The 22830-nt window shown below is 67.8% G+C and carries 16 protein-coding genes and 3 rRNA genes; 2 read left to right on the forward strand and 17 right to left on the reverse strand.

All coding sequences use genetic code 11. The features are described 5' to 3' along the window. Positions 1–106: 106 nt before the first annotated feature. From recN to tyrS, 10 genes are all read right to left on the reverse strand, one after another. Positions 107–1807 (reverse strand): DNA repair protein RecN, encoded by a 1701-nt coding sequence (gene recN / locus MUN74_RS00835; RefSeq protein WP_244854495.1) that lies wholly within the window; start codon positions 1805–1807, stop codon positions 107–109. 40 nt (positions 1808–1847) lie between these two features. Beyond that, positions 1848–2804: an NAD kinase gene (locus MUN74_RS00840; RefSeq protein ID WP_370647324.1), complete on the reverse strand. Its 957-nt coding sequence runs from the start codon at positions 2802–2804 to the stop codon at positions 1848–1850. Continuing rightward, positions 2759–3568 (reverse strand): TlyA family RNA methyltransferase, encoded by an 810-nt coding sequence (locus tag MUN74_RS00845; protein ID WP_244854497.1) that lies wholly within the window; start codon positions 3566–3568, stop codon positions 2759–2761. The genes MUN74_RS00840 and MUN74_RS00845 overlap by 46 nt, the downstream gene beginning before the upstream one ends. After that, positions 3565–3759 carry a hypothetical protein gene (locus MUN74_RS00850; protein ID WP_244854498.1) on the reverse strand — a complete coding sequence of 65 codons (195 nt, stop codon included), beginning with the start codon at positions 3757–3759 and terminating at the stop codon, positions 3565–3567. Before MUN74_RS00850 ends, MUN74_RS00845 begins: the two co-directional genes overlap by 4 nt. A gap of 37 nt (positions 3760–3796) precedes the next feature. Continuing rightward, positions 3797–4819: an HAD-IIA family hydrolase gene (locus MUN74_RS00855; protein ID WP_244854499.1), complete on the reverse strand. Its 1023-nt coding sequence runs from the start codon at positions 4817–4819 to the stop codon at positions 3797–3799. Next, a complete protein-coding gene (locus tag MUN74_RS00860) occupies positions 4794–6473 on the reverse strand; it encodes a primosomal protein (protein WP_244854500.1) in 1680 nt (559 codons plus the stop codon). Before MUN74_RS00860 ends, MUN74_RS00855 begins: the two co-directional genes overlap by 26 nt. Before the next feature lie 134 nt (positions 6474–6607). Beyond that, positions 6608–6724: ribosomal RNA gene (gene rrf / locus MUN74_RS00865) — 5S ribosomal RNA — on the reverse strand. 188 nt (positions 6725–6912) lie between these two features. Then, positions 6913–10018 (reverse strand): 23S ribosomal RNA (locus tag MUN74_RS00870). 456 nt (positions 10019–10474) lie between these two features. Then, positions 10475–12003 (reverse strand): 16S ribosomal RNA (locus tag MUN74_RS00875). The 16S, 23S and 5S rRNA genes sit together here, the layout of an rRNA operon. A 567-nt stretch (positions 12004–12570) precedes the next feature. Then, the gene (gene tyrS, locus MUN74_RS00880; protein ID WP_244854501.1) at positions 12571–13872 is read right to left on the reverse strand and encodes a tyrosine--tRNA ligase; all 1302 of its coding nucleotides are present in this window, start codon (positions 13870–13872) and stop codon (positions 12571–12573) included. Between the two features lie 109 nt (positions 13873–13981). On the opposite strand from tyrS, the gene MUN74_RS00885 reads away from it, so the two are divergent. Continuing rightward, positions 13982–14611 (forward strand): DNA-binding protein, encoded by a 630-nt coding sequence (locus tag MUN74_RS00885; RefSeq protein WP_244854502.1) that lies wholly within the window; start codon positions 13982–13984, stop codon positions 14609–14611. Next, positions 14608–15213, forward strand: a complete 606-nt coding sequence (locus MUN74_RS00890) for a hypothetical protein (protein WP_244854503.1) — start codon at positions 14608–14610, stop codon at positions 15211–15213. Before MUN74_RS00885 ends, MUN74_RS00890 begins: the two co-directional genes overlap by 4 nt. A gap of 33 nt (positions 15214–15246) precedes the next feature. On the opposite strand, the gene MUN74_RS00895 is transcribed toward MUN74_RS00890, so the two are convergent. The 7 genes from MUN74_RS00895 to argC are packed head-to-tail and all read right to left on the reverse strand — an operon-like array spanning position 15247 to position 22623. Then, the gene (locus MUN74_RS00895; RefSeq protein WP_244854504.1) at positions 15247–15825 is read right to left on the reverse strand and encodes a DNA-3-methyladenine glycosylase; all 579 of its coding nucleotides are present in this window, start codon (positions 15823–15825) and stop codon (positions 15247–15249) included. Between the two features lie 44 nt (positions 15826–15869). Further along, positions 15870–17315: an argininosuccinate lyase gene (gene argH / locus MUN74_RS00900; RefSeq protein ID WP_244856284.1), complete on the reverse strand. Its 1446-nt coding sequence runs from the start codon at positions 17313–17315 to the stop codon at positions 15870–15872. After that, positions 17315–18244 (reverse strand): ornithine carbamoyltransferase, encoded by a 930-nt coding sequence (argF, locus tag MUN74_RS00905; RefSeq protein ID WP_244854505.1) that lies wholly within the window; start codon positions 18242–18244, stop codon positions 17315–17317. Before argF ends, argH begins: the two co-directional genes overlap by 1 nt. A 32-nt stretch (positions 18245–18276) precedes the next feature. Beyond that, positions 18277–19464 (reverse strand): acetylornithine transaminase, encoded by a 1188-nt coding sequence (locus tag MUN74_RS00910; protein WP_244854506.1) that lies wholly within the window; start codon positions 19462–19464, stop codon positions 18277–18279. Then, on the reverse strand, positions 19461–20423 hold the full coding sequence (gene argB / locus MUN74_RS00915; RefSeq protein ID WP_244856286.1) for an acetylglutamate kinase: 963 nt from the start codon (positions 20421–20423) through the stop codon (positions 19461–19463). Before argB ends, MUN74_RS00910 begins: the two co-directional genes overlap by 4 nt. A gap of 2 nt (positions 20424–20425) precedes the next feature. After that, positions 20426–21583: a bifunctional glutamate N-acetyltransferase/amino-acid acetyltransferase ArgJ gene (gene argJ / locus MUN74_RS00920; protein WP_244854507.1), complete on the reverse strand. Its 1158-nt coding sequence runs from the start codon at positions 21581–21583 to the stop codon at positions 20426–20428. After that, a complete protein-coding gene (gene argC / locus MUN74_RS00925; RefSeq protein ID WP_244854508.1) occupies positions 21580–22623 on the reverse strand; it encodes an N-acetyl-gamma-glutamyl-phosphate reductase in 1044 nt (347 codons plus the stop codon). Before argC ends, argJ begins: the two co-directional genes overlap by 4 nt. Positions 22624–22830 lie beyond the last annotated feature (207 nt).

Below are 22830 nucleotides of genomic sequence, written 5' to 3' on the forward strand. Positions count from 1 at the left end.
TTCTAACCCACGATCCCGACCACTTGCCGCGACATGCCCCACGCGTTCCCCCTTCGTCGTCCGGGGCGAACCGGCCCCGGTCGGTTTCGGCCGTTCGGCCCGAGTCTCAGGCCGCCCGCTCCGACGCGATCTCGAGCAGCTCGCGCGCGTGCGCGAGCCCGCTCTCGGAGTCGGCGAGACCGGAGAGCAGCCGGGCCATCTCGGCCTCCCGCTCGGCTCCCTGGAGCTGGCGGACGCTCGAGGCCGTGACCGCGCCGTCGGTGCCCTTGATCACGCTCAAGTGGTTCGTCGCGAAGGCGGCGACCTGGGCGAGGTGCGTCACGACGATGACCTGCGAACGCTCCGCGAGCCGGGCGAGCCTGCGCCCGATCTCGATCGCCGCGGCGCCGCCGACCCCGGCATCGACCTCGTCGAAGACGAAGGTGGGCACCGGATCGGTACCCGCGATCACGACCTCGATCGCGAGCATCACCCGCGAGAGCTCGCCGCCCGACGCTCCACGCGAGACCGATCGCGGTTCCGCTCCGGGGTGCGGCTGCAGCAGGATGGAGACCTGGTCGCGACCGTGCGCGGTCGGCTCGGCGGCGGGCTCGACGCTCACGCTCAGCACGGCGTCGGGCATCGCGAGGGCGGCGAGCTCGTGCGTGACGGCCTCGGCGAGCCGCACGGCCGCCTCGGTGCGCTGCTCGGTGATGCGGGTCGCGAGCCGATCGACCTCGGCGGCGAGTTCGGTCACCGCGAGGTCGAGCTCGGCGATGCGTTCGTCGTCGCCGTCGAGCTCGACGAGCCGCAGCCCCCCGTCTCGACGGAATGCGAGCACGTCGTCGAGGTCGCCGCCATGCCTGCGGATGAGGCCGGCGAGCAGCGCTCGGCGCTCCTGCACGAGTTCGAGCTCGCCCGCCCCATCGGTGTCGAGGCCGGCGAGGTAGCCGGCGAGCTCGGTGCCCGCGTCGGCGAGCACGAAGCCGGCGTTCGCGAGCGCCTCGGCGATCGGGCCGAGCGCGGGGTCGTGCTCGGCGACGCGTTCGAGGTGGCGACGCGCGGCGTCGATGAGCGTCGTGGCGTCGGGCGCGTCGTCGACGACCTCGTCGCCCGAGACGAGTGCCTTGGCCTGCGCCGCGGCCAGGCGCAGCTCTTCGATGTTCGACAGGCGCTCGGCGCGCTCGTGGAGCTCGGCGTCCTCGCCGGGCTGCGGGTCGACGGACTCGACCTCGTCGAGGTCGGCGCGAAGCGCCTCGGCCTCGCGGACTCGCGCATCGTGCTCCTCGCGGAGCCGGGCGAGGTCACCCGCGTCGGCGCGCCACCGCTCGAACGCGGCGCGGTACGCGCCCAGCGTCTCGGCGAGCGGCGCACCCGCGAATCGATCGAGGGCGTCTCGCTGCGCCGATGCCGACCGCAGTCGCTGCTGGTCCGCCTGCCCGTGCACGACGACGAGTTCGTCGCCGAGCTCCGTGAGCACGCCGACGGGCGCGCTGCGGCCGCCGACCACGGCTCTGCTCCGACCCTCGCTCGACACCGATCGCCCGAGCAGCAGCTCACCGGCCTCGATCTCGCCGCCGGTCTCTGCGACCCGGTCGGCTATCGGGCCTGCCTCGGGCACGATCCATCGTCCTTCCACCCACGCCTGCTTCGCGCCCGAGCGCACGGCGCCGGCGTCGGAGCGCGCGCCGAGCAGCAACCCGAGCGCGGTGACGACCATGGTCTTGCCCGCGCCGGTCTCGCCCGTGACGGCGGTGAACCCGGGCCCCAGCGGGAGTGTCGCCTCGGCGATGACGCCGAGGTCGCGGATGCCGAGCTCTTCGATCATCGGGCGCCCTCTCTCGTCGGTATCGCGACCATCTCGCCGCTCATTCGCGGCCCGCCGGCCCGCGCCACCCCGTCACCGGGAGCTGGAACTTGTTCACGAGCCGATCGGTGAACGGCGCCTCGTGCAGTCGCGCGAGGCGCACCGGGATGTCGGATCGACGCACGATCACCCGCGAACCCGGCGGCAGGTCGAACGTGCGACGACCGTCGCACCAGATGACCGCGGAGGTCTCGGTGCGCTGCAGGATCTCGACCGCGAGCGACGACTCGGGCCCCACGACGAGCGGGCGCGCGAAGAGCGCATGGGCGCTCAGCGGCACGAGCAGGAGCGCCTCGAGACTCGGCCAGACGATCGGGCCGCCGGCCGAGAACGAGTAGGCCGTCGAGCCCGTGGGCGTCGACATGACGACGCCGTCGCAACCGAATGACGACAGCGGCCGGCGGTCGACCTCGATGACGACCTCGAGCATGCGTTCGCGCTCGGCCTTCTCGACGGTCGCCTCGTTGAGCGCCCAGCTCTCGTAGACGACCTCGTCGCCCACCTTCGCGCGCACCGACAGGGTCATGCGCTCTTCGACGGCGTAGTCGCGCGCCAGCGCCCTGGACACCGTGTAGCCGAGGTCGTCGCGCTCGCTCTCGGCGAGGAAGCCGACGTGCCCGAGGTTGACGCCGAGCAGGGGCACCGGGTGATCGCGGATGAGCTCGGCCGCGCGAAGGATCGTGCCGTCGCCGCCGAGCACGATCACGAGCTCGATGCGCGCGGGGTCGATCTCTTCGAACCGCACGACGCCGCCGTCGAGCTCGGGCACGAACGCGTGCACGTCCTCCCAGTGCTCGGCGGCGATCACGGGCACCGCGCCCGCGTCGAGCAGCTGCGTGCAGACGGCGCCCGTGGCCTCGAGCGCGGACTGCCGGCCGGTGTGCGAGACCACGAGGAAGTGGCGTGCGTCGTTCACCCGTGCTCTCCTCTCGTCAGTGCGTCGACCCGACCCGACCATTCTGTCGGATTCGCGCCGCCCGTCGACCGCAGATGCACGAGGAACTCCCGGTTGCCGTGCGCACCGGCGATTGGGGAGGACAGGACGCCGGACGTGCCGAGCCCGAGGTCGTGAGCGGCCCAGAGCACGTTCATCACCGACTCCGAGCGCAGCGCCGCGTCGTGCACGATGCCCTCGCGCACTCCCCCGCGGCCCACCTCGAACTGGGGCTTCACGAGGAGCACGAAGTCGGCGTCGGCTGCGGCCGAGCCCCGCAGGGCGGGCAGCACGGTCGTGAGCGAGATGAACGACAGGTCGGCCGTGACGAGCGAGGGCGGCTCGCCGACACCCGTGGCGGCGGCGAGCGAGTCGCGCGTGAGGTCGCGCACGTTGCATCCCTCGACCAGCACGAGCCCTGCGGCACCGCGGAGTTCCTGCGCGAGCTGGCCGTGGCCGACGTCGACGGCGAGCACGGTGCGCGCGCCGCGTTCGAGCAGCACCTGGCTGAACCCGCCCGTCGATGCGCCCGCGTCGAGCGCGATGCGGCCGCTCGGATCGACGTCGAAGCCGTCGAGCGCGGCGACGAGCTTGTGCGCGGCCCGGCTCACGTAGTGATCGGATGCCTCGACCGCGAGCACCGCATCGGCGCCGACCTTGAACGACGCCTTGACCACCGGCCGGCCGTCGACCGAGACCCGGCCTTCGGCGATGAGCGCCGCAGCCTGGGTGCGCGAGCGCACGAGTCCGCGGGCCGCGAGCGCGGCGTCGAGTCGCTGGTCGCTCATGAGGAGCGCGGCGTGCGCGACGGGTCGGAGTGCTCGAGCTCCTCGCGGAGACGCGCGGCCAGCCCCTCGTAGCCGGGCGCACGTTCGTCGAGCGGCAGCCCTTCGATCTCGGAGAGCGCTGCGCGCGTGCCCTCGTCGAGCTCGTCGGCGTCGTCGTGGTCGCTCGGGTGGTACTCGTGCTCGATGCTCACCCGTCCACGCTACCCCGGGCGTCCGTCACCTGGTCGGTCACGCGTAGAGGCGCGCCGGGACGTCGAGCACGTGGATCGCCTCGCCGGACTCCCAGATGGTCGCGCAGGCCGCACGCAGGAGGTCCAGCCCGGCGTCGCCCTCGTCGACCACCTCGACGCGATTGCCGTCGAGCTTCACCCGCGCCGCGCCGACCCGCACGACGTCGCCGCGAAGGCGCTCGACGGCCGGGTAGGGCGCGTGGAGGCCTCGGAGGTCGGCGAGGATGAAGTCGGGCCGACTCGCCGCGTCGGCGGCGAGCAGCTGCTTCGCGCGGTCGATGCCCGTGAGCACGATGGCGCTCGACATCCCGGCGCGGTTCGCGCCGAGGATGTCGGTGTCGAGGCGGTCGCCCACGATGAGGGGCGCGGATGCGTCGAAGCGACGCCGTGCCTCCTCGAAGATGGGCGTCTCGGGCTTGCCCGCGACGAGCGGGAGACGACCGACCGCCGTATGGACCGCCGAGACGAGCGTGCCGTTGCCCGGGGCGATGCCGCGGGCGACCGGAATCGTCCAGTCCATGTTCGTCGCGATCCACGGGATGCTCCGGCCCGAGGCATCCGCATGCAGGGCGAACGCAGCCTCGGCGAGGTCCTTCCAGCCGACCTCGGGCGTGAAGCCCTGCACGAGGGCGTCGGGCCCGTCGTCAGCGGAACGGGTCACCCGGTAGCCGCGCTTGCGCAGTTCGACCTCGATGCCCTCGCCTCCGACCACGAAGACGAGCGAACCCGGCGCGACCTGCTCCTCGAGCAGGCGCACCGCCGCCTGGGGCGACGTGACCACGTCGTCGGGCGCCGCATCGAGGCCGAGCTCGGTGAGATGCCCGGCCACGGAGACGTCGCTGCGGGAGGCGTTGTTCGTGATGTACCCGACGGGGCGGGTCCGCTTCACGAGGTTCAGGCTTTCGACCGCATGCGGAATCGCTCCCGCCCCCGCGTACACGACGCCGTCGAGATCGGCGAAGACCGCGTCGACGCCGTCGAGCGGCGTCGCGGGCTCAGTCCTCGTTCGGAAGAGCGCCATCGGCACCGTCCTCGTTCGCGACGTCGGAGGTCTCCACGTCGTCCCGCTCGAGGTCGAGCGCCTCACCCTCGGCGAGCACGGCGCGGACGTCGTCCTCCAGCGCATCGGCGGGGTCGCCGAGCTCGGGCTCAGGCTCGGTCACGAGATCGGCGTCGTCAGCGTCAGCGTCGCCGTCAGCGAGTTCGCCGGGCTCCGACTCGACGGCCACCACGTCGTCTGCCTCGACGTCCTCGAGCTCGAAGATCTCGATGAGCTCGGCCTCGGCGGGCCCGGCCAGCGCCGCGTCGGCGCGGGCGGCGAGGGCACGCCAGCGGGCGGAGTCGGACGTGCGGCCCAGTTCCTCGAGCACCTCCGCGTAGGCGGAGAACAGCGCCGGGCTGTACGAGAACGCGCGGTCGGGATCGAGCTGCGGGATCTCGAGCTCGGCGAGGGCGAGCTCGGGCTGCCCGAGGTCGAGGCGTGCACCGGACATCGCGATCGCGAGCCCGACCTGCACGGCCGCCGGGAGTTCGTTGCGGTCGACGGCGCGCCCGACCTCGAGCGCGCGGTCGGGCCGGCCGACGCCGCGCTCGCTGTCGACCATGAGCGGCAGCTGGTCGTTGCTGCCGGAGATCCGGCGGTAGGTGCGGAGCTCGCGCAGCGCGAGAGCGAAATCGCCCGTCGCGTAAGCGGTGATCGCCAGCGTCTCACGCACGACCGCGATGCGGCCGGCCCGACGCGCGGCCGAGGTGGCGTGGCGGTGGGCGAGCTCGGGGTCGTCCTCGAGGTATTCGGATGCCGCGACGAGGTGCCGCGCGACCCAGTCGGCGTTCTCCTTGCTCAGCGTCTTCAGCTCGGCCCGGGCGGCCTTGTCGAGCTGACGGGCCTCGATGCCGTCGGGCAGGAACGGGTCGTCGTGACGCTGCCGCACCGCGAGGTCGGCCGCGCCGTGGCGCTCACGGGCCTGCTCGCTCTGCGTGCCGCGCCGATCACCGTCACGTTCGCCGTACGAGCGCTTCTGATCGCGGTCACCGTAGGGCTTCCGGTCGCTCCGGTCTCCGTACGAACGCTTCTGGTCCCGGTCGCCGTACGGCTTCCGGTCGCTCCGGTCTCCGTACGAACGCTTCTGGTCCCGGTCGCCGTACGGCTTCCGGTCGTCCCGCTGACCGTACGAACGCTTCTGGTCCCGGTCACCGTACGGCTTCCGGTCGTCCCGCTGACCGTACGAACGCTTCTGGTCCCGGTCACCGTACGGCTTCCGGTCGTCCCGCTGACCGTACGAACGCTTCTGGTCCCGGTCACCGTACGGCTTCCGGTCGTCCCGCTGACCGTACGAACGCTTCTGGTCCCGGTCACCGTAGGGCTTCCGGTCGTCCCGCTGGCCATACGAACGCTTCTGATCGCGGTCGCCATGGGGCTTCCGGTCGCTCCGGTCTCCGTACGAATGCTTCTGGTCGTCGCGCTGACCGTACGAGCGCTTCGGGTCGCGATCACCGTACGGCTTGCGGTCACGGTCGCCATACGAACGCTTCTGATCCCGGTCACCGGAGGGCTTGCGGCCGGTCGACGAGGCTGCCGGACGTCGCTGACCGGATCTCTGCTCACCACGGTTCTGCGAGCCACCACTGCGCGGGGGGCGCCCCTGGTCGTCCCGGTCCTTGTTCGTATCGCTCACGATGTTCCTGTCGAATGGGAGTCTCGTCAGACTCAACCGTAGTGCCGGGTCCTTCCCGGTCCGCTGTTAACGACGAAATGGCCACCCGCCGAAGCTCGCTGTTGAGCTCAGTGGGTGGCCATTCCTCAATGAATGTCCGGCGGTGTCCTACTCTCCCACAGGGTCCCCCCTGCAGTACCATCGGCGCTGCGAGTCTTAGCTTCCGGGTTCGGAATGTGTCCGGGCGTTTCCCTCGCGCTATGGCCGCCGAAACTCTAGAACCAAACGGTGCACCCTGTGGGGTGGGTTTGGTGGTCTCGGTGCACACACCCTGGTGGGGGTGTGTGTCTGTGTTGAGTTGTTGTGTTTCCGTCTGTTGGGAACCACAGAGTGGACGCGAGTCATCAGGGCCACGCACACGGCCTTTACTTGAATGAGTTCAAATCGTGTGGGTGTAGTGATTATCAAGTTGTCGGCTTATTAGTACCGGTCAGCTCCGACAGTCGTTAGTCCTGTCTTCCACATCCGGCCTATCAACCCAGTCGTCTGGCTGGGAGCCTCTCCCCCCGAGGGGGATGGAAATCTCATCTTGAGGCCGGCTTCCCGCTTAGATGCTTTCAGCGGTTATCCATTCCGAACGTAGCTAACCAGCGGTGCTCCTGGCGGAACAACTGGCACACCAGAGGTTCGTCCAACCCGGTCCTCTCGTACTAGGGTCAGATCCTCTCAAATTTCCTGCGCGCGCAGAGGATAGGGACCGAACTGTCTCACGACGTTCTAAACCCAGCTCGCGTACCGCTTTAATGGGCGAACAGCCCAACCCTTGGGACCTACTCCAGCCCCAGGATGCGACGAGCCGACATCGAGGTGCCAAACCATGCCGTCGATATGGACTCTTGGGCAAGATCAGCCTGTTATCCCCGAGGTACCTTTTATCCGTTGAGCGACAGCGCTTCCACAAGCCACTGCCGGATCACTAGTCCCGACTTTCGTCCCTGCTCGACCTGTCAGTCTCACAGTCAAGCTCCCTTGTGCACTTACACTCGCCACCTGATTGCCAACCAGGTTGAGGGAACCTTTGGGCGCCTCCGTTACTTTTTGGGAGGCAACCGCCCCAGTTAAACTACCCACCAGGCACTGTCCCTGAACCGGATCACGGTTCGAAGTTAGATATCCAGAGTGACCAGAGTGGTATTTCAACAACGACTCCACCGACACTAGCGTGCCAGCTTCACAGTCTCCCACCTATCCTACACAAGCCACACCGAACACCAATACCAAGCTGTAGTAAAGGTCACGGGGTCTTTCCGTCCTTCTGCGCGTAACGAGCATCTTTACTCGTACTGCAATTTCGCCGAGTTCGCGGTTGAGACAGCTGGGAAGTCGTTACGCCATTCGTGCAGGTCGGAACTTACCCGACAAGGAATTTCGCTACCTTAGGATGGTTATAGTTACCACCGCCGTTTACTGGGGCTTAAATTCTCAGCTTCGCCTTGCGGCTAACCGGTCCTCTTAACCTTCCAGCACCGGGCAGGCGTCAGTCCGTATACATCGTCTTGCGACTTGGCACGGACCTGTGTTTTTAGTAAACAGTCGCTTCCCACTGGTCTCTGCGGCCCTGCAGCGCTTCCCGGAGCAAGTCCGTTCACGCCTCAGGCCCCCCTTCTCCCGAAGTTACGGGGGCATTTTGCCGAGTTCCTTAACCACGATTCTCTCGATCTCCTTAGTATTCTCTACCTGACCACCTGAGTCGGTTTGGGGTACGGGCGGCTAGAACCTCGCGTCGATGCTTTTCTCGGCAGCATAGGATCACCCACTTTTCATCCGCATCACGTCTCAGCCATGATGAACCGCGGATTTGCCTACGGTTCGGCCTACACGCTTGCCCCGGGTCAACCATCGCCCGGGCTGGGCTACCTTCCTGCGTCACACCTGTTAATACGCTCACTCCACCAGATGGGGTCGCATGCCGCCTCACGATCGTCCCCGAAGGGATCCACGTGTCTTGGGATGCTTAGCACTCCTGATTTCATGTGGGCGGTTCTTCGCCGGTACGGGAATATCAACCCGTTGTCCATCGACTACGCCTGTCGGCCTCGCCTTAGGTCCCGACTTACCCAGGGCAGATTAGCTTGACCCTGGAACCCTTGGTCTTCCGGAGGACGGGTTTCTCACCCGTCTTTCGCTACTCATGCCTGCATTCTCACTCGTGTGCCGTCCACGGCTGGTTTCCACCGCCGCTTCACCCGGCACACGACGCTCTCCTACCCATCAACACGGCTGGACCACGAAGGCCTACCACAAATGTCAATGCCACAACTTCGGTGGCGTGCTTGAGCCCCGTTACATTGTCGGCGCGGAATCACTTGACCAGTGAGCTATTACGCACTCTTTCAAGGGTGGCTGCTTCTAAGCCAACCTCCTGGTTGTCTGTGCAACTCCACATCCTTTCCCACTTAGCACGCGCTTAGGGACCTTAGTTGGTGGTCTGGGTTGTTTCCCTCTCGACGATGAAGCTTATCCCCCACCGTCTCACTGCTGCGCTCTCACTTACCGGCATTCGGAGTTTGGCTGACGTCAGTAACCTGTTGAGGCCCATCGGCCATCCAGTAGCTCTACCTCCGGCAAGAAACACGCAACGCTGCACCTAAATGCATTTCGGAGAGAACCAGCTATCACGAAGTTTGATTGGCCTTTCACCCCTATCCACAGCTCATCCCCTCCATTTTCAACTGAAGTGGGTTCGGTCCTCCACGACGTCTTACCGTCGCTTCAACCTGGCCATGGATAGATCACTTCGCTTCGGGTCTAGGACCTGCGACTGAATCGCCCTATTCAGACTCGCTTTCGCTACGGCTACCCCACACGGGTTAACCTCGCCACAGATCACTAACTCGCAGGCTCATTCTTCAAAAGGCACGCTGTCACCCCAACAAGGAGGCTCCAACGGTTTGTAAGCAAACGGTTTCAGGTACTATTTCACTCCCCTCCCGGGGTACTTTTCACCTTTCCCTCACGGTACTTGTCCGCTATCGGTCATCTGGGAGTATTTAGGCTTATCAGGTGGTCCTGACAGATTCACACGGGATTTCTCGGGCCCCGTGCTACTTGGGATACCTCTCCGGGCCGCCAGGCATTTCGACTACGGGACTCACACCCACTCCGGTCCGGCTTTCAATCCGGTTCGTCTATACCTGACGCGTCACCGTGACTGCACGGCAGTACAGTCCGAAAGGTCCCACAACCCCGACCATGCAACCCCTGCCGGGTATCACACATGACCGGTTTAGCCTCTTCCGCTTTCGCTCGCCACTACTCACGGAATCACGGTTGTTTTCTCTTCCTGTGGGTACTGAGATGTTTCACTTCCCCACGTTCCCTCTACCCGCCCTATATATTCAGGCGGGAGTCACCAGGTCACCCAAAGGGCCTGGCGGGGTTTCCCCATTCGGAAATCCTCGGATCACAGCTCGTTTATCAGCTCCCCGAGGCTTATCGCAGATTACGACGTCCTTCTTCGGCTCCAGATGCCAAGGCATCCACCGTTTGCTCTTAGAAACTTGAAATCACATGAGTTGAATCGATCGCGCACCCCGAAAGGTGCGAGATTGACCAATGATTAGTCACACACACCCCCGAAGAGGCATGTGATCGAAATCTTTGTGATCCAGGACCAAAGTCCTGAATCTAAGATGCTCGCGTCCACTATGTAGTTCTCAACAGACGGCCAGAACCCCCACCCCACCAGCAACCGCCGGCTTCATGAAGGCCTGAAGGGAAACCATTCCCAACCAAATGCTCACAAAGAGCACAGGCCATGTCCGGTCCCTCAGGACCCAACAGCGTGCACGCACCCAAACCCCCGACCCCAGTCGTTCCAACCACACAAGTGCGGCGTACTGAACCAGAACCATCAGCCCGGATGCCTATGTCAATGTTCCACCCATGAGCAACCAGCAAGACACATTCGGTCTTGATCTGGTGCACTGCGAAAGCCCGAAGACTTCCGAGTTGCTCCTTAGAAAGGAGGTGATCCAGCCGCACCTTCCGGTACGGCTACCTTGTTACGACTTAGTCCTAATCACCGATCCCACCTTCGACGGCTCCCTCCACAAGGGTTAGGCCACCGGCTTCGGGTGTTACCGACTTTCATGACTTGACGGGCGGTGTGTACAAGGCCCGGGAACGTATTCACCGCAGCGTTGCTGATCTGCGATTACTAGCGACTCCGACTTCATGAGGTCGAGTTGCAGACCTCAATCCGAACTGAGACCGGCTTTTTGGGATTCGCTCCGCCTTACGACATCGCAGCCCTTTGTACCGGCCATTGTAGCATGCGTGAAGCCCAAGACATAAGGGGCATGATGATTTGACGTCATCCCCACCTTCCTCCGAGTTGACCCCGGCAGTCTCACATGAGTTCCCACCATTACGTGCTGGCAACATGCGACGAGGGTTGCGCTCGTTGCGGGACTTAACCCAACATCTCACGACACGAGCTGACGACAACCATGCACCACCTGTTCACGAGTGTCCAAAGAGTTGACCATTTCTGGCCCGTTCTCGTGTATGTCAAGCCTTGGTAAGGTTCTTCGCGTTGCATCGAATTAATCCGCATGCTCCGCCGCTTGTGCGGGCCCCCGTCAATTCCTTTGAGTTTTAGCCTTGCGGCCGTACTCCCCAGGCGGGGCGCTTAATGCGTTAGCTACGACACGGAAACCGTGGAAAGGTCCCCACATCTAGCGCCCAACGTTTACGGCGTGGACTACCAGGGTATCTAATCCTGTTCGCTCCCCACGCTTTCGCTCCTCAGCGTCAGTAAGTGCCCAGAGACCTGCCTTCGCCATCGGTGTTCCTCCTGATATCTGCGCATTCCACCGCTACACCAGGAATTCCAGTCTCCCCTACACCACTCAAGTCTGCCCGTACCCACTGCAGGCCCGAGGTTGAGCCTCGGGATTTCACAGCAGACGCGACAAACCGCCTACGAGCTCTTTACGCCCAATAATTCCGGACAACGCTCGGACCCTACGTATTACCGCGGCTGCTGGCACGTAGTTAGCCGGTCCTTTTTCTGCAAGTACCGTCAAGGCCGAAGCCCCTTCTTCCTTACTAAAAGCGGTTTACAACCCGAAGGCCGTCATCCCGCACGCGGCGTTGCTGCATCAGGCTTGCGCCCATTGTGCAATATTCCCCACTGCTGCCTCCCGTAGGAGTCTGGGCCGTGTCTCAGTCCCAGTGTGGCCGGTCACCCTCTCAGGCCGGCTACCCGTCGACGCCTTGGTGAGCCATTACCTCACCAACAAGCTGATAGGCCGCGAGTCCATCCCAGACCGAAAAACTTTCCACCCCACACCATGCGGTGCAAGGTCCTATCCGGTATTAGCTCCGATTTCTCGGGGTTATCCCAGAGTCCAGGGCAGGTTACTCACGTGTTACTCACCCGTTCGCCACTAATCCCCAAAAGCAAGCTTCTGGTTCATCGTTCGACTTGCATGTGTTAAGCACGCCGCCAGCGTTCGTCCTGAGCCAGGATCAAACTCTCCAAAAAAAAATGGTTCCCAACACCCAAAGGCATCAGGGAGTTCAAATCACTGACAGAGAAACAACTGACTTCAAAAAATCAAATTGTCCATCAATCAAAGGAATCCGTCCCCCACCAAAAGGCGAGGTCGGGGTTCAATAAATTGGCATTGAACATAGTGCACGCTGTTGAGTTCTCAAGGAACGGACGCACCCGCTTCACGACCAGAGATCAGGCCGATCATTCGGGGCTTGTGTTCGTTGTTCCATCCGGCCATCCCGAAGGACGCATCCGAATGCTTCAAGCCGATGAAAAGACATCTTCGAGGCTTGGAATCTTCGTGCCGCTTGAGGAGGGTCTGCGTGGCCTCTCGGCCTTCCCGCTCTCCGCTCCTGTGGGGCAACGAATGAATACTTTACGGAGAACCGAGCACCCGCGCAACTCGACGGTGCATCCCGGGCGTGTCGCGCGTGTTTCCGCGGATTCGAGCGGCTGAGCGCCCTCGCGGTGGCCGCGCATTCGCCAGCGCTGGAAACGCGGAACGGCCCCGCATCGCCGGAGCGATGCGGGGCCGTTGGAGCCCGTCAGTCGGGGTCACTCGACGAAGACGCCGGCCATGGTCTTCTTGCCGCGTCGGAGCACCGCCATCGCGCCGGGCGCGACGAAGTCCGCGAGCGTCGCCTTCTCGTCGTCGACCCGCACGTTGTCGAGCGAGACGCCGCCCTGGGTGATCGCGCGCCGGCCTTCGCTCGCGCTCGCGACGAGTCCGGTGTCGGCGAGTACCTGCGCGATCGGCGCATCCGGCGACGTCGTGGTGTTGGGCAGCTCGCGCAATGCCGACTCGAGAGTGGCTGCATCGAGCGACGCCAGGTCGCCCTGTCCGAACAGCGCCTGCGACGCCGCGATGACGGCGGCCGTCGCATCCGCACCGTGCACGAGGGTGGTGACCTCGGACGCGAGCACCCGCTGTGCCTCACGCCGGAACGGCTCGCTCTCGACCGCTGCCTCGAGCTCCTCGATGCGGGCCCGGCTCAGGAAGGTGAACACCTTGAGGCGCGCGATCACGTCGGCATCGTCGGTGTTGAGCCAGAACTGGTAGAAGCGGTAGGGGCTGCACATGTCGGCGTCGAGCCAGATCGCGTTGCCCTCGCTCTTGCCGAACTTCGTGCCGTCGGCGTTGGTGACGAGGGGCGTCCCGATGGCGTGCACGCTGCGGCCCTCGACCCGGTGGATGAGGTCGGTGCCGCTCGTGAGGTTGCCCCACTGGTCGCTGCCGCCGGTCTGCAGCATGCAGTCGTACTGGCGGAAGAGCTCGAGGTAGTCGTAGCCCTGCAGCAGCTGGTAGCTGAACTCGGTGTAGCTGATGCCCGCGTCGGAGTTGAGGCGCGACGCGACCGCGTCCTTCTTGAGCATCGTGCCGACGCGGTAGTGCTTGCCGATGTCGCGGAGGAAGTCGATCGCACTGAGCCCGGCCGTCCAGTCGAGGTTGTTCACGAGCCGTACCGGGTTCTCGCCCTCGGCCGAGAGGAATCGCGAGACCTGCCCCTGCAGGCGGCCGACCCACTCGGCCACCGTCTCCTTCGTGTTGAGCGTGCGCTCGGCCGTCGGGCGCGGGTCGCCGATGAGGCCCGTCGAACCACCGACGAGACCGAGCGGCCGGTGACCGGCGAGCTGGAGCCGGCGCAGGACGATGAGCTGCACGAGGTTGCCGAGGTGCAGGCTCGGCGCCGTGGGGTCGAACCCGCAGTAATAGGTGATCGGCTCGCCCGCGAGGAGCTCCTTCAGCGCGGCCCGGTCGGTCGACACGTGCACGTGGCCACGCCAGACGAGTTCCTCCCAGACGTCTTCGAAAGAGGCGTCGTTCTGCTGGGTGGAGAGGATCACGGGGTCTGACACCCCGCAAGAGTATCAGCGCAGCGAAACAGGCTGCATCGCTAAGCTTTGCTGGATTAGTGCTGTATGCTTATCTCATATCGAGTGAAGGATGCAGGGTGAAAGAGTCGAAATGATCGTCGTCACCGCTGACCAAGTCGCAAGTCGCACCAGGGCTGACCTCGCCGGAACCGCGCGCGACCGGATCCAGGCGGCCCACGGCGACGTACTCGTGCTGCCCGTCGCGCGCAACGCGGGCGACGAGATCCAACTGCTCACCCGCGACGGCCGCACCGTCGTCGACGTCGTCTTCGAACTCACCCGCGACGGCCACTGGAGCGTCGGCATCGGCTGCGGCCCGGTGCGCGAGCCGCTGCCCGACGACATCCGGGAGGCGAGCGGCGAGGCCTTCTTCGCCGCTCGCGACGCGGTCGAGCGCGCGAAGAAGAGCTCGCCACGACTCGCCGTCGAAGCCGGCGGCGTCACCGACCCCTCACCCGGCGACATCACCGCGGCCGACGTCGAAGCACTGTTCACCCTCGCGCTGCTGCTGCGCGAACGCCGCTCCACCGAGGGATGGGAGGTCTACGACCGCATCGTCGCGGGCGCGCGTCAGACCGACATCGCCGGGGAGCTCGGGGTGAGCGCACCGGCGATCAGTTCGCGCATGAAGTCGGCGAACATCCGTGCCGAGCTCGACGCGGCGCCCGCGCTCGCTAGGCTGCTTGAGCACCTGGACGCCTCGACGGAAGCCCGCCAATGAACCTCATCGTCATCGCCGACGCGATCACCTGGTCGGCCCTGCTCATCTCCCTCGGCGCCGCGACGGTGCTGTCGGTACTCGCCTCGCTCAAGCCGAAGCGCGCCTACATCTGGTTCGCGACCGGCACCCTCGGCATCGCGCTCGCCGCGGCCGCGACGACGACCACCGCGGCACCGTTCGGCCTCGCACCGATCGTCGTCGTGCTCGGTCTCGCGACCGCCGCGTTCGGCGGCAGCGCCGCGGCCGGAACAGCGCTCGACCTCGCGATGGGCGGCGCCGTCGCCCCCGGACTCCACGGCGGCATCATCGTCACCGACCGCCGGGTCGACCCGAACGCCGCCCCCGGCGTCCAAGCGCCCGAGCGTCGCCGCGAGGTGCTGCGCGGCGGGCTCACGATCGGCGTCCTCGAGCGCATCGCATCGGCCGGCGCGATCGTCGCGGGCTTCCCCGAGGCGCTCGCCATCGTCGTCGCCGTCAAGGGCGTCGGCCGATTCACCGAGCTCGAGGCTCCCGAGGCGCGCGAGCGGTTCATCATCGGCACGTTCGCGAGCCTCATCTGGGCGTGCGCCGCGGCGCTCGTCGTGCACCTCGCCATCAGCTGACCCGCTGCGGATGCCGCGGACGAGGCTTCCCCGTCACGACGTCGGGTCGACCGCACCGGCGTGCCTGCGGTACGGCGAGACGCCCTCGTCGCCCGGCAGCCAGAAGCGCCACGGGTAGGCGGCACCGCCGCCGACGCCGCTCACGCCCGTGCGCGGCCCGCTCGCGTGGTGCAGCGGACTGTCCGGCACGCGGAGCGAGTACGGCGGGGCGAGGAGGTCGCCTCCGTCGGCGTCGAGCGGGACCCCGAGCGCCTTCGAGAGCCGCCCCGGTCCCCTCGCGAGGTCGCGATCCCGGACACCGGGCCGACGCCGTCGGGCGGTCTCGAGCCCATCGACGACCGTGGCCCCGCGCAGCAGGATCGCGGAGGACGTGCCCGCGGGCCGCGCCACGATGTTGAGGCAGACGTGCATCCCGTAGCTGAAGTACGCGTACAGGTGCGCGGGATCGCCGAACATCACGTCGTTGCGCGGGGTGCGACCGCGGAACGCGTGCGAACCCGGGTCCTCCCCCACTCCGCGGTACGCCTCGACCTCGGAGAGCCGGATCGCGACCTCGCCGTCGGCCGCCCGATACCCGAGCACCCCGCCGAGGAGGCGCGGTGCGAGCTGCACCGGATCCTCGTCGAAGAACGCCCGATCGGGCGAGACCAGCCGCGTCAGCTCGACGCCTCCGGGAGCGCGGCGACGAGGAGGCGCACGCGCTCGGCGAGCCGGCCGAACTGCTCGTCGACACGGCTCGGCGCCGTGCCGCCGATGCCGTCGCGACTCGCGACCGAACCCTCGATCGTGAGCACGCCTCGCACGTCGGGCGTGAGCTGCGGTGAGATCGCCGCGAGCGCGGCGTCGTCGACCTCGTCGAGCTCGAGCCCGTGCTGCTCGGCGTAGCGCACCAGCGCACCCGTGATCTCGTGGGCGTCGCGGAAGGGCACGTGCCGCTTCACGAGCCACTCGGCGACGTCGGTCGCGAGCGAGAATCCGGCCGGTGCGAGGGCGGCCATGCGGTCGGTGTGGAACGTGAGCGTCGCGACCATGCCCGTGAAGGCGGGCAGCAGCACCTCGAGCGTCTCGACCGAGTCGAACACGGGCTCCTTGTCCTCCTGCAGGTCGCGGTTGTACGCGAGCGGCAGCGCCTTGAGCGTCGCGAGGAGGCCGGTGAGGTTGCCGATCAGGCGGCCCGACTTGCCGCGCGCGAGCTCGGCGATGTCGGGATTCTTCTTCTGCGGCATGATCGACGAGCCCGTCGAGAAGCCGTCGTCGAGCGTGACGAAGCCGAACTCGCGGGTGTTCCAGAGGATGATCTCCTCCGAGATGCGCGAGAGGTCGATGCCGATCATCGCGGTGACGAACGCGAACTCGGCGACGACGTCGCGACTGGCCGTGCCGTCGATCGAGTTCTCGGCGGGTGCTGCAAGTCCGAGGTCGCGCGCGACGGCGGCCGCGTCCAGTCCGAGCGTCGACCCGGCGAGCGCTCCGCCGCCGTACGGCGAGACGTCGGCGCGCTTCGTCCAGTCGACGAGCCGCTCGAGGTCGCGCGAGAGCGCCCAGGCGTGCGCGAGCAGGTGGTGGGCGAGCAGCACGGGCTGCGCGTGCTGCAGGTGCGTGCGGCCGGGCATGATCGCGCCGCGGTGCGCGTCGGCCTGTGCGGCGAGCGCGTCGATGAGGTGCACGAGCTGCTGCCCGATCGTCGCGGCGTGGTCCTTCAGGTAGAGGCGCACGAGGGTCGCGATCTGGTCGTTCCGGCTGCGCCCGGCGCGGAGCTTGCCGCCGAGCTCGGGTCCGACGACGTCGATGAGGGCGGCCTCGAGGGCGCCGTGCACGTCCTCGTCGCCCTCGGCGGCCACGAGGTCGCCCGAGAGCACCTTCGCCTCGAGGGCGTCGAGGCCCGCGAGCATCCCCCCGAGCTCGTCGGCGTCGAGATAACCGGCTGCGGCGAGCGCGCGGGCGTGCGCCCGCGAACCGGCGAGGTCGTAGCCCGCGAGCTGCCAGTCGAAGTGCGTCGACTTCGAGAGCCGCGCGAGCTCGGGCGACGGGCCCGTCGCGAATCGCGCTCCCCAGAGTGAACCCTCGTTCGTGCCGTGCTCGGTGCTGCCGTGCTCGGTCATCATGCGTCCTTCCGCTCGAGGAGCCAGGTGAGCAGTGCCTTCTGCGCGTGCAGGCGGTTCTCCGCCTCGTCCCACACGACCGACTGCGGGCCGTCGATGACGGCGGCGTCGACCTCGACCCCACGGTAGGCGGGGAGGCAGTGCATGAAGATCGCGTCGGCGTCGGGTTCGGCCATGAGCGCCTCGGTCACGCGGTAGGCGCCGAAGGTCGCGAGGCGCTCGGCCTTCTCGTCCTCCTGCCCCATCGAGACCCACGTGTCGGTCACGACGACGTCGGCACCTCGCGCCGCCTCGACGGGATCGGTCGTGACGAGCACCGATCCGCCCGTGGTCGCGGCGATGCGCGTCGCATCGGCGACGATGTCCGCGCGCGGGGCGTACGCCGCGGGAGCCGCGATGCGCACGTGCATGCCCGCCGTCACGCCGGCGAGGAGGTACGAGTGCGCCATGTTGTTCGCGCCGTCGCCGAAGTACGAGAGCGTGAGGCCCGCGAGCGAGCCCTTCCGCTCGCGGATCGTCTGCAGGTCCGCGAGCAGCTGGCAGGGGTGGAAGTCGTCGGAGAGCGCGTTGACGACGGGCACCGTCGTGCCCGCGGCCATCTCCTCGAGACCGGAGTGGTCGAAGGTGCGCCAGACGATCGCGGCCACCATGCGCTCGAGGACGCGCGCGGTGTCGGCGACGGACTCCTTCGCACCGAGCTGGCTGTCGCTCGAGCTCACGACGAGCGGGACGCCGCCGAGGTCGGCGATGCCGACCGAGAACGAGACCCGCGTGCGGGTCGAGGTCTTGTCGAAGAAGACCGCGACGGTCTGAGGTCCCTCGAGGGGGCGCTCGGCGAAGCGGTCGGCCTTGAGGCGGGCAGCCAGGTCGAGCACCTCGGCCTGTTCGGCCGGAGAGAGGTCGTCGTCGCGGAGGAAATGGCGGGTCATGTGGTCCGTTTCGTTCGGAGGGAAGCTGAAGGTCAGGAGGCGGCGACGCGTTCGAGCGCGCGGCCGAAGCGGGTCTCGAACTCGTCGAGCTCGTGGTCGCCGATGATGAGCGGCGGGGCGATGCGGATCGTCGCGTCGTTCGCGGCGTTGACGATGAGCCCCTCCTCCATCGCCACGGCGACGACGCGACCGGCGACGGGCTCGTCGAGTCCGACGCCGACGAGGAGGCCGCGGCCGCGGACGCCGGCGACGAGGGGCGAGCCGAGCCCGAGGATGCGCTCGCGCAGCTCGTCGCCGCGCCGGGCCGCGTTGCCGACGAGGTCGGCCCGCTCGATCTCGCCGAGCACCGCGTTCGCGACGGCGGTCGCGAGCGGGTTGCCGCCGAAGGTCGAGCCGTGCTGACCCTTCGTGAACAGCGACGAGGCGCGCCCGAAGGTCACGAGCCCACCGATCGGGATGCCGCCGCCGATGCCCTTCGCGACGGTGATCGCATCGGGCGCGATGCCCGCGTGCTGGTACCCGAACCATGCGCCCGTGCGGCCGGCGCCGGTCTGGATCTCGTCGACGATGAGGAGCGCCCCGTGCCGACGGGTGAGCTCGCGCGCCGCCTCGAGGAAGCCCGGCGGCAGCTCGACCACGCCCGCCTCGCCCTGGATCGGCTCGAGGATGAGCGCTGCGACCGCGTCGTCGATCGCAGCCTCGAGCGCCTCGACGGTCGCGGGGATGTGCTCCACGCCGCCCGGGAGGGGTTCGAACGGGTCGCGCATGTGCGGCTTGCCCGTCAGGGCGAGCGAACCCATCGTGCGGCCGTGGAAGCCGTCGACGAGGGCGAGCACGCGCGTGCGGGCGCCACCCGAGTTGTTGAGGCGTGCGAGCTTGAACGCCGCCTCGTTCGCCTCGGCGCCCGAGTTGCCGAACCAGGCGCGACCCTCGTCGCCAGCGCCGGCGAGGCGCGTGATGCGCTCGGCGAGCTCGAGCGCGGGCTCGGTGGTGAAGTAGTTCGAAACGTGCGCGAGCTTCGCGGCCTGCGTCGAGACCGCGTCGACGAAGACGGGGTGCGCGTGGCCCAGCGAGTTGACGGCGATGCCGGCCAGGAAGTCGAGGTACCGCTTGCCCGCGGCATCCCAGACCCAGCAGCCCTCGCCGCGTTCGAGCTTGGCGAGCGGCATGCCGATCGACCGCATGATGCGGCTGTCGAACCGTTGCTGCCAGTCGTTCATGCGGTGCCTCCTGCCGGCACGACCTCGGTGCCGATGCCCTGCGTGGTGAACACCTCGAGCAGGATCGAGTGCGGCACCCGGCCGTCGATGATCGCTGCCTTCGCGACGCCGCCTTCGACGGCCTCGAGGCACGCCCGCATCTTGGGGATCATGCCCGACTCGAGCGAGGGCAGCAGGGATTCGAGCTCGGGCACGTCGATGACCGAGACGAGCGAGTCGCGGTTCGGCCAGTCGCGGTACAGCCCGGCGACATCGGTGAGGATGACGAGCTTCGCCGCGCCGAGCGCCACGGCGAGCGCGGCGGCCGCGGAGTCGGCGTTGACGTTGAGCGGCTGACCGGGGGCGTCGATGTCGGGAGCGATCGACGAGACCACGGGGATCCGTCCGGCCTGCAGCTGGGCGGCGACCGCCTCGGCGTCGACCGCGACGACGTCGCCGACGAGCCCGAGGTCGACCTCGATGCCGTCGACGACCGCTCCGCGGCGGCGTCCGGTGAAGAGCCCGGCGTCCTCGCCGCTCAGACCCGCCGCGAGCGGTCCGTGCTCGTTGATGAGCGAGACGAGCTCGCGGTTCACCTGGCCGGAGAGCACCATGCGCACGACGTCCATGGCCTCGGGAGTGGTCACCCGATACCCGCCGCGGAACTCGCTCTCGATGCCGAGCCGCTCGAGCATCGACGAGATCTGCGGCCCGCCGCCGTGCACGACGACCGGCTTGATGCCGGCGTAGCGCAGGTACACCATGTCCTCGGCGAACGCGCGCTGCAGTTCGGGGCTCACCATGGCGTTGCCGCCGAACTTCACGACGATCGTCTCGCCGTGGAATCGTTTGAGCCACGGGAGCGACTCGATGAGCACCCGGGCCTTCGCGGCCGCCTCGGTGGCCTCGCTCGCTTCGGCGGCGTCGGCACGGGTCTCTTCGGCCGCACCAGCCGCGGCATCCGGTTCGATCTCGCCCATCATCAGCTCGCGTACGCGCTGTTCTCGTGCACGTAGTCGTGCGTGAGGTCGTTCGTCAGGATCGTCGCCGTCGCCGCGCCCGCGTGCAGCTCGATGAGCACGTGGGTGGCGCGCGGCGTCAGGTCGACCTCGTCGCGCGGACGGTCGGGGCGGCCGGCGTGGCAGACCCGCACCCCGTTCATGGAGACGTCGACGAGGTAGGGGTCGAACGGGGCCCGCGTCGTGCCGATCGCTGCGAGCACGCGGCCCCAGTTGGGATCGTTGCCGAAGATCGCGGCCTTGAACAGGTTGTTGCGCGCCACCGAGCGGCCGACCTCGACCGCGTCGTCCTCGGTGACGGCTCCGCGCACCTCGATCGTGATGTCGTGGCTCGCACCCTCGGCGTCGGCCTGCAGCTGCGCCGCGAGGTCGAGGCAGGCCTCGCTGAGCGCCGCGGTGAAGACGCCCTCGTCGGGCACGATGCCCGAGGCGCCGCTCGCGAGGAGCGTCACCTGGTCGTTGGTCGACATGCAGCCGTCGGAGTCGAGCCGGTCGAAACTCACCCGAGTCGCCTGCCGCAGGGCGCGATCGAGCACGGATGCCTCGAGGTCGGCGTCGGTCGTGAGGACGACGAGCATCGTCGCGAGTCCGGGGGCGAGCATGCCCGCACCCTTGGCCATTCCGCCGATGCGCCAACCCTCGCCCTCGACGACGACCGTCTTGGGCTTCGTGTCGGTCGTCATGATCGCGCGTGCCGCGTCGTCCCCGGCGGCGCCGTCGGCTGCGAGCCGGTTCGCGGCGCTCAGCACGCCCTCCTCGAGGATCTCACCGTCGAGCTGGTCGCCGATGAGCCCGGTCGAGCAGACGAGCACGTCGCCGGCCGAGACGCCGAGCGCCGACGCCGCGGCCTCGGCCGTGCGATGGGTGACCTGGAACCCCTCGGGGCCCGTGAAGCAGTTGGCGCCGCCCGAGTTGAGCACGACGGCCGAGACGATGCCGTCCTTCGCGGCCTCCTTCGACCAGATGATGGGGTTGGCCTGGGCGCGGTTCGCGGTGAAGACGACGGCCGCCTGCTGCGACGGACCGCGGTTGACGACGACGGCGAGGTCGAGGGCGCCGGTGCGCTTGATGCCGGCGGCGATGCCGGAGGCTTCGAACCCTGCGGGTGCGGTGACGGTCACGGGGCGACTCCGTTCACGGGCAGGCCGGTCGACTCGGTGAGCCCGAGCGCGAGGTTCGCCGACTGGATGGCGGCACCCGCGGTGCCCTTGACGAGGTTGTCGACCGCGGTCACGACGACGACACGACCCGCGCGCTCGTCGATCGCGAGGCCCATGAGCGCCGTGTTCGCACCGAGCACGTCCGCCGTGCGCGGGAACTGCCCCTCGGGCAGCAGCTGCACGAATCGCTCCCCCGCGTAGGCGTCCTCCCAGGCCGCTCGGATCGCCGCGGTATCCGTGCCGGGCATGATGCGCGCCGTCGAGGTCGCGAGGATGCCGCGCGACATCGGCACGATCACCGGCGTGAACGACAGGGTCGGCTCGGCAGCGCCCGCCCAGCGGAGGGCCTGCTGCACCTCGGGGATGTGGCGGTGCACGCCGCCCACCGAGTACGGGTTCGCCGAGCCCAGGATCTCGGCCGCGAGCAGGTGGGCCTTCAGGCTCTTGCCCGCGCCGGAGGGACCGACGGCGAGGACCGAGACGAGGTCGCGGTCCTCGATGACGCCGGCGCGGATGCCGGGGGCGAGCGAGAGCGCGACCGTCGACGCGTTGCAGCCGGGGGCGGCGATGCGCTTCGCCTTCGCGAGTCGGTCGCGCTGCGTGCCGCTGAGGCGCGGCAGCTCGGGCACGCCGTACTCCCACGCCGGGTGGAAGTCGCCGCCGTAGAACTCGGCCCAGTCGGCCTTGCTCTCGAGGCGGTGGTCGGCACCGCAGTCGATGACGAGGGTGTCGGCGGGAAGCTCGGCGGCGATGGCGCCCGATGCACCGTGCGGCAGGGCGAGGAAGACGACGTCGTGGCCGGCGAGCGTCTCGGCCGTCGTCTCCTTCAACGTCAGGTGCGTGTAGGTGCGCAGGTGCGGCTGGACGGCTGCGAGCGGCTGGCCGGCGTTCGAATGGGCGGTCACGGTGCGGACCTGGAGCTCGGGATGATCGGCGAGCAGCCGCAGGATCTCTCCCCCGGCATAGCCGGACGCGCCGGAGACGGCGACGGAGTACGTCATGGAATCCACCTTAAGGGTCTGTGCGGTCGGGGCGATGTTCCGGCGACGCCCCGCGACAGCCCGCTAGGCCGTCGCAGGGGTCGCCGAGATTCGGCGCCCGCCACGGCGTCGGCTGCGCACGACCTCGACACGCGCGAGGCGTGCGGCGGCGAACCGGGTGATGGACATGGAACGACCCTATCGACGCGCTGTGGCGGCTCGCAAACC

Source organism: Agromyces sp. H17E-10, from assembly GCF_022919715.1.
GTDB lineage: Bacteria > Actinomycetota > Actinomycetes > Actinomycetales > Microbacteriaceae > Agromyces.

Bases quoted from the DNA above. Each gene is read 5' to 3' on its own strand.
- MUN74_RS00890 (WP_244854503.1), top strand. From the start codon at position 14,608: ATGAACCTCATCGTCATCGCCGACGCGATCACCTGGTCGGCCCTGCTC.
- argB (WP_244856286.1), bottom strand. From the start codon at position 20,423: ATGGGCGAGATCGAACCGGATGCCGCGGCTGGTGCGGCCGAAGAGACC.
- MUN74_RS00840 (WP_370647324.1), bottom strand. From the start codon at position 2,804: ATGGTCGGGTCGGGTCGACGCACTGACGAGAGGAGAGCACGGGTGAAC.
- argF (WP_244854505.1), bottom strand. From the start codon at position 18,244: ATGACCCGCCATTTCCTCCGCGACGACGACCTCTCTCCGGCCGAACAG.
- argC (WP_244854508.1), bottom strand. From the start codon at position 22,623: ATGACGTACTCCGTCGCCGTCTCCGGCGCGTCCGGCTATGCCGGGGGA.
- MUN74_RS00910 (WP_244854506.1), bottom strand. From the start codon at position 19,464: ATGAACGACTGGCAGCAACGGTTCGACAGCCGCATCATGCGGTCGATC.
- MUN74_RS00885 (WP_244854502.1), top strand. From the start codon at position 13,982: ATGATCGTCGTCACCGCTGACCAAGTCGCAAGTCGCACCAGGGCTGAC.
- MUN74_RS00855 (WP_244854499.1), bottom strand. From the start codon at position 4,819: ATGGCGCTCTTCCGAACGAGGACTGAGCCCGCGACGCCGCTCGACGGC.
- recN (WP_244854495.1), bottom strand. From the start codon at position 1,807: ATGATCGAAGAGCTCGGCATCCGCGACCTCGGCGTCATCGCCGAGGCG.
- argH (WP_244856284.1), bottom strand. From the start codon at position 17,315: ATGACCGAGCACGGCAGCACCGAGCACGGCACGAACGAGGGTTCACTC.
- MUN74_RS00845 (WP_244854497.1), bottom strand. From the start codon at position 3,568: ATGAGCGACCAGCGACTCGACGCCGCGCTCGCGGCCCGCGGACTCGTG.